Consider the following 6777-nt stretch of genomic DNA (forward strand, 5'->3'; position numbering starts at 1 on the left):
TGAAAGGATGACCCATGATCGACACCACGCAATACGTCGTCAAGCAGATCGAAGAGCGCGATATCAGGTTCTTGCGCCTATGGTTCGTCGACGTGTTCGGAAACCTGAAGAACCTCGCCATCACGCCTTCCGACATACACACCGCGTTCGAGGAAGGCATCGGCTTCGACGGGTCGTCGGTGGCGGGGCTGGCGTCTTTGAACGAAAGCGACATTTTGGCGCACCCCGACGCGTCCACGTTTCAGACGCTGCCGTGGCGCCCGCGCAACAACGGCGTGGCGCGCATGTTCTGCGACCTGCGCACGCCCGAAGGCACGCCCGCGCCCGCCGACTCGCGTCATATTCTGATGGAAATGCTCAAGAAGGCCGCCTCGATGGGCTATTCGGTGAACGTGGGAACGGCCGTCGAATACTTCTGCTTCAAAAGCGCCACCTCGCCCGACCCGATCGACCGCGGCGGCTATTTCGACCTGGCCCCGCTCGACGACGCGGCCGACCTGCGCCGCGATACGGTGCTCACGCTTGAGCAGATGGGCGTGTCGGTGGAATACTCCCATCACGAATCGTCGCCCGCGCAGCAAGAAATAGACCTGCGCTACTGCGACGCCTTGGCCGCGGCCGATGCGGTGGTCACGGCTCGCCACGTGGTGAAAGAGGCCGCTTCGGCGCACGGCATGCACGCGTCGTTCATGCCCAAGCCGCTCGAGAACCATCCTGGCAGCGCCATGCACGTGCATCAGTCGCTCTTCGACGAGAACGGCAACGCCTTCTTCGACGCCGACGACCCCCAGGGCTGGGGGCTTTCGGCCGTCGGCAAGGGCTACATCGCGGGCCTTTTGAAGTACGCGCCCGAATATTCCCTGATAACCAGCCAGTACGTGAACTCGTACAAGCGCTTCGTGGCCGGCATGGGCGCGCCCTTGTATGCGTCCTGGGGCCAGGCGAACCGTTCCGCCATGGTGCGCGTGCCGCGCTACAAGCCGGGCAAGAGTTCGTCCACGCGCGCCGAGATCCGCAGCGTCGATTCGGCCGCCAACCCGTATCTGACGCTCGCCGTCACGATCGCCGCGGGCCTGAAAGGCATCGAGGAAGGCCTGACGCTCGAGCCGCCCGCGACCTGCGACATCTTCTCTATGTCGGCCGATCAGGTAGCCGCTGCGGGCTATGCGCCCCTTCCGCGCGACCTGTCCCGCGCGATCGATGCGTTCGAGGCGTCCGAGCTGATGCGCGAGGTGCTCGGCGACGCCGTTCACGGCTACCTGGTGCGCGCCAAGCGCGCCGAATGGGAGGAATACCGCGCGCATGTGACGTCGTGGGAAATCGACCGCTATCTGGCTGCGCTCTAGGAGGCATCATGCATTCGAAGACGGTTATCGTTTCGTGCGGGCGCGTGATCACGCCCGAGCGCGCCTCGCAGCTGTTCGCGTCGATGGACGTGGACGCGCGAGCGCTTAAAGTGCCGCCCGAACAGGCGCTCGATGCCATGCGCGGCGCGTCGTTCGACCTGCTGGTGATCGACGCGACGGACGGGGGCTGCGATGTCGCCGGGGTGGAGGAGGCCCTGGCGCGCGGCGGCCACGCGTCGCTTCTGCTGGTGCTCGATTCCGAAACCATGGCGTCGGTGCGTCTTCCCGTGCAGGTGAACGCCGATTTCGCGTGCGCGTACGCCACCGACGAAGAGGTGAAGCTGCGCTGCAGAAGGCTTCTGTGGCCGGGTGAGATGACGTCCGATTCCGATTTCGTGCACGTGGGCCCGCTCACGGTGAATCTGGCCACCTATCAGGTAAAGGTGGCGGGCGAGCCGATCGACCTGACGTTCATGGAGTACACGCTGCTGGCGTTTCTGATCACGCACCCCGGGCGCATCTATTCGCGCGAGGTGCTGCTTTCGCAGGTGTGGGGCTTCGACTATTACGGCGGCAGCCGCACGGTGGACGTTCATGTGCGAAGGCTGCGCGCCAAGCTGGGCACCGAGGCGGCGCAGCATATCCAAACCGTGCGCGGCGCGGGGTACCTGTGGTCTAACTGATAGAAGCGGGGCGGTCGGGCGCCGTGTCGCGCGGGACATTCGCCTAAGGCGCCGCAGCAGGGCGGAAACGATCGCGCCGGCTGCTGCCTTGAGTCGGCTGCGGCATGGCGGCCGTCGCGCATTGCCGGCGGCATTCCGACCGCCGGTCGTCGCCGGCGTTTTGCGCAGCCGCCTGCCGATCCGCCCGAACGTCGTGCTTGCGCTTGCACCCGGCTGCCTCTTTGCTCATTCGCTATCACGAAACGCACGCGCGCGTATGCCGAAACCGTGGGACCGTTATGGCGTCGGCGCGGATAAAAAATGAAGATGCCCCCGCGCGCCATTGGTGCAGGTCGCCGCTCGCGCGTGTGATAAGATAGGCCGGTTATTCTACGAGAGTTTGAGAGGTTGATTGTGTTCGGTATAGGTGGATTCGAACTATTCCTCATCTTGCTGTTCGGGTTTTTGATCTTCGGCCCCGACAAGCTGCCGCAGCTTGCCAAGACCATCGGCTTGGCGGTGCAGAAGTTCCGCAGCGCGCAGGAGGAGATGAACAAGGTCGTCAAGACCGAAATCTACGATCCCATGAGCGACAAGCCGGTGAAAAACCCGCTCGATGCGATCGATAAAGACAACAAGCAGAAGGTGGAGAAGAAGGAATCCTTCGCTTCCCGCAAGGCCAAGTACGACAAAGAGCGCGAAGACAAGAAGAAGCGCGAGGCCGCCAACGAGGCCGCCAAGGAAGTCCGTGCCGCCGCTGCCGCCGAGAAGAAGGCGTCCGACGAGGCCGCTGCCGCCGCAGCCGCTGCCGGCACCGCCGTTGCCGCCGCAGCGGTGAAAACCCCCACCCAGGTGCACGAAGAGGTCATGAGCGCCCGCAAGGAGGCTACCGCCCAGGTGGCCGCCCAGCAGGAGGCCAAAAAGGCCGCCGACAAAGACCTCGCCGACGAAATCTTCGGCACCAAGCCCGTCGCGAAAAAGCTCCAGAACCAGGATGCGGCAGCCCCCGCGTCCGCCGATGCCGCCGAGGCGTCTGATTCTGCCAAGAAGGAGGACAACTAATGCCTATCGGTCCGGCGCGTATGCCCCTTTTCGACCATCTGGGCGAGCTGCGCATGCGCCTTGTCCGTATCGTGGTCAGCCTGTTCATCGCCATGTGCATCTTCTACATGGCAACCCCCACGATCATCCAGTTCATGTGCCTGCCGGTATATGACTACCTGCCGAAAGACCCCACCACGGGCGCCATCGCCCTGAACGTCTTCGACGTGTTCGGTTCGTTCACCATTCGCTTCAAGGTGGCGTTGTGGACGTCGGTCGTGGCGTGCATGCCCATCATTTTGTGGCAGATCCTGGCGTTTTTCCTGCCGGCGCTCAAGCCTAACGAGCGCAAGTGGTTCATTCCCACGTTCATGGCGGGCGTGCTGCTGTTCATCGGCGGCACCGTGTTCTGCTATACGTTGATCTTGAACCCGGCCGTGCAGTGGCTGACCGACCAGGCCAACGGCTTCGCGAACATCTTCCCCGATGCCAAGGCGTGGATCGACGTCATCATCAACTTCGAGCTGGCGTTCGGCTTCGCGTTCGAGCTGCCGCTGGTGGTGTTCTATCTGGTGGTGTTCGAAATCATTCCGTATGCCAAGCTTCGCAATTCCTGGCGTACGGTCTACATCGTGCTCATGGTCATTTCCGCCATGGTCACGCTGGACGCATCGCCTGTCACCATGCTCATGATGTTTGCCGCGTTGCTCATGCTGTATGAGGTCAGCCTTCTGGTGGCGCGCCTGGTGCTGGGCAACCGCGTGAAGAAGCAGAAGGAAGAGGCCGAGCGCGAGGCGCGCGAAGAGGCCGAATGGCAGGAGGAATGGGGCCAGAAGAAAGAGGCCATCAAGAAGCGTCTTGCCGACGATTAAGCACGAAGGCCGCCGCGCGATTGCGCGGGCCGTATGAGTGTCGAAGCCATCGAAGCGGGTTCCCGAAAGGGGCCCGCTTTTTGTATGCGCGGCGCGCGCTTGCCGCATGCGCCGTTCGCCGACGCCCGCCGTTTGTCGATTTGCGACCCGCGAGGGAGCAAAACGGCGTTTTCCCGTCGCGGCCAAGGGTGAATATTGGTACTATGAAAAGCGTATCGGATCGGTCTGTTCGAGGGTGTCAAGAGAGAGAATTCATACCTTTGAACAGGGGTTAGGAGAACATACATGGATATGCAGAGCAAACGAGGCAAGGCGCTTTCCGTCGTTACGGCAGCCACCCTTGCCGCATCGCTGGGCGTTCCCGCGGTCGCCATCGCCGAAGAGGTCGATCAGGCTGCTGCCGCCCAGGAAACCGCCTATCAGCGCGGTAACGTAGTCGACGAAATGCTGGCGGTCCAGGATGAAACGGTAGCTGAGGATTCGACTGGTAAAACTGCTGTTGATACCCGTTGCGTTGCCACCATTGGTACGGTTGAGTATGCTTCGTTGAACGAAGCCTTTGAGAAGGCGGTTGATGGAGATACAATCAAACTTGCTTCTGATGCCGATATCTCCCAAAGTGAATCATCGGCATGCGTGAATGCGGGTATCGGTGTTGTTCTTGACCTTAGCGGATACCAGCTCAAGGCGGCAAATACCAAAACGGGCAATATTGTGGTACATGGCAGCTTGACTATTACCGATAGCACGGACGCGAAAAAAGATGGTTCTGGTAAGGGCCGAATTTACACTGAAACAGAGTATGCCTCCGCCGATACTGGCTACGGAGTTGTTAGCGCCGAAAGCGGCGGTGTTGTTGTCATGGAAAGCGGCAAGATCGACACCGCTTCGTTTACTGCTGACAATGCGAATAGGGGACAATTCGCGGTCACGCTTGGTAACAAGACAGCCGATTCTTCTTTCATCATGAATGGCGGAAAGATCGAGGCTGGATGGTATGCGGTCTCCGGCAATGGCAACAATAAGACCTATGACGGAAATATTACCGTCAATGGTGGCACGCTTGTTTCTCGGGCCGATTATGCTATCTACAACCCTCAGAAAGGCACTGTTTCCATCAACGGTGGCGTTGTTTATGGTCAGGCGGGCGGTATCGCCTTGAATGCCGGCAATCTTGTCATGACTGGTGGAATCGTTACGTCGAAGGGCCAGGGAGATACTGGTAGCTGGGGCGATGGCACCGGCGGTCTCAAAAATGCGGCCATCAATGTTAATGCTAAGTATGGGGACGTTAGTGCGAAAATATCGGGAGGCGACATTATCGCTGAAGGCGATGCATTGGTCATTGCCTCCGGCGGCAGCAATAAGGCTTCCGTTTTGGTTTCTGGAGGAAAGTTCAGCAGCTCTATTCGAGAGGATTTCTGCGCCCCTGGATACAAGCCTGTTCAGAATTCCGATGGAAAGTGGACGGTTGAGGTTCCCGAAGAAAGCCGCGTTGCTGAAATAGCGGGTGTTTATTATCCGTCGATTGCCGATGCGTTTGTTGCCGCTCGGAATGGCGAAACGGTGGCGCTACTCAAGGACTCAGAGTGTAACGAGCGTCTTGTGGTGAAGGGGAAGAGCGTCGCGCTCGACTTGGCTGGCCACACGGTGACGACCGATGTTTCTTCGAATTTCATCACCCTTGATGACCCTGCTGCAACGTTGGCCATCAAGGATTCTGGTGTCGATGGAAAAATCGTTGCCACTAAGGCCGATCCCGTTGTTCTCGTCAAAGCTGGTACGTTTGACTTTCAGGACGGAACGATTGCCCCGCTTGGAACCTGGATGTCGGGCGACAAACCGTACGGCGCTGATGCAATTTGTGTTTTCGGTTCCACCCTTCCGACGGCCGAAGCTTATTCGAATGTAATTGTTGGCAAGGATGCGACCATCTCTTATCCGAATGATGGAACGGTCGGATTCGGCTACGGTGTCGATATTAATTACGATAAGGCTCTCAAAGAGCCCCATGCATTTGGCGTTACGGTCAAGATGGATGGCACTACCGTTAACGGCGGCATGTATCTGAACGGCTCGATTGTTGATACCGAAGGCAATGTTCCTGTTGTTAACGTTGGGTCTACCGCGAAGATTGACGGCATGATTTATGCCGCCGGATACGCCAAGTGGAACATCGATGGCGCCGAGATCAAGGGTGATACGGGCATGGAGATTCGTGCGGGCGTCTTGAACGTGACGGGCGGATCGATCGAGGGCACCAGTACTCCCACTGGCGTCAAGCCTAACGGCAACGGAAGCACGACGGATGGTGCGGGCATCGCTATCGCCCAGCACACTACGAAGCTTCCGATTGAGGTCAATGTCTCCGGGGGAACTGTTGCCGGTCATACCGCTTTCTACCAGAGCAATCCTCAGAATAATCCCGAGGATGCTACGGCGAAGGTGAAGCTCAACATTACGGGCGGTTCCTTCAGCGCCTCCAATGGCGGTGTCAACGCTGTCTATTCCGAGAATTGCACGGGCTTTATCACGGGCGGAACGTTCTCGTCTAAGCCTGCCGACGAGTTCGTTGCGGAAGGTTACAAGGCCAGCGAGTCTAACGGCAAGTGGACCGTTTCCGAAATCGTCCCGCCTGCGCCGCCGGCCCCGGCTCCCCAGCCCGAGCCTCAGCCTGAGACCGATGTCGAGCAGCGTCCCGACGGCTCCACCGTCACCACGGTCACCCAGCCCGACGGCTCCCAGACCGTGACCACCGAGTCCGCCGACGGCACCGAGTCCGTCGTGTCCAAGGACGCCGAGGGCAACGTGACCTCCACCGAGGTGACCGTCTCCGACGAGGCCGCCCAGGCCGGC

Annotated in this window: 5 protein-coding genes; all 5 read left to right on the plus strand. The window is 60.0% G+C overall.

Going from position 1 to position 6777, the window contains the following annotated elements; genetic code table 11:
• Positions 1 to 14 precede the first annotated feature (14 nt).
• Positions 15 to 1346 carry a glutamine synthetase family protein gene (locus DMP07_RS08015; RefSeq protein ID WP_123198625.1) on the plus strand — a complete coding sequence of 444 codons (1332 nt, stop codon included), beginning with the start codon at positions 15 to 17 and terminating at the stop codon, positions 1344 to 1346.
• Between the two features lie 8 nt (positions 1347 to 1354).
• Positions 1355 to 2029 carry a winged helix-turn-helix transcriptional regulator gene (locus DMP07_RS08020; protein WP_123198626.1) on the plus strand — a complete coding sequence of 225 codons (675 nt, stop codon included), beginning with the start codon at positions 1355 to 1357 and terminating at the stop codon, positions 2027 to 2029.
• Between the two features lie 393 nt (positions 2030 to 2422).
• The gene (locus DMP07_RS08025; RefSeq protein WP_123198627.1) at positions 2423 to 3070 is read left to right on the plus strand and encodes a twin-arginine translocase TatA/TatE family subunit; all 648 of its coding nucleotides are present in this window, start codon (positions 2423 to 2425) and stop codon (positions 3068 to 3070) included.
• Positions 3070 to 3921 (plus strand): twin-arginine translocase subunit TatC, encoded by an 852-nt coding sequence (gene tatC, locus DMP07_RS08030; protein WP_123198628.1) that lies wholly within the window; start codon positions 3070 to 3072, stop codon positions 3919 to 3921. Before DMP07_RS08025 ends, tatC begins: the two co-directional genes overlap by 1 nt.
• A 285-nt stretch (positions 3922 to 4206) precedes the next feature.
• Positions 4207 to 6777: hypothetical protein (locus DMP07_RS08035; RefSeq protein WP_211324549.1), on the plus strand; the 2571-nt coding region annotated here is incomplete at its 3' end.

The organism is Slackia faecicanis (assembly GCF_003725295.1).
Lineage (GTDB): Bacteria > Actinomycetota > Coriobacteriia > Coriobacteriales > Eggerthellaceae > Slackia > Slackia faecicanis.

What these genes read in the sequence shown, in the direction of transcription:
- DMP07_RS08015 (WP_123198625.1), top strand. Translation starts at nt 15, where the DNA reads ATGATCGACACCACGCAATACGTCGTCAAGCAGATCGAAGAGCGCGAT.
- DMP07_RS08020 (WP_123198626.1), top strand. Translation starts at nt 1,355, where the DNA reads ATGCATTCGAAGACGGTTATCGTTTCGTGCGGGCGCGTGATCACGCCC.
- tatC (WP_123198628.1), top strand. Translation starts at nt 3,070, where the DNA reads ATGCCTATCGGTCCGGCGCGTATGCCCCTTTTCGACCATCTGGGCGAG.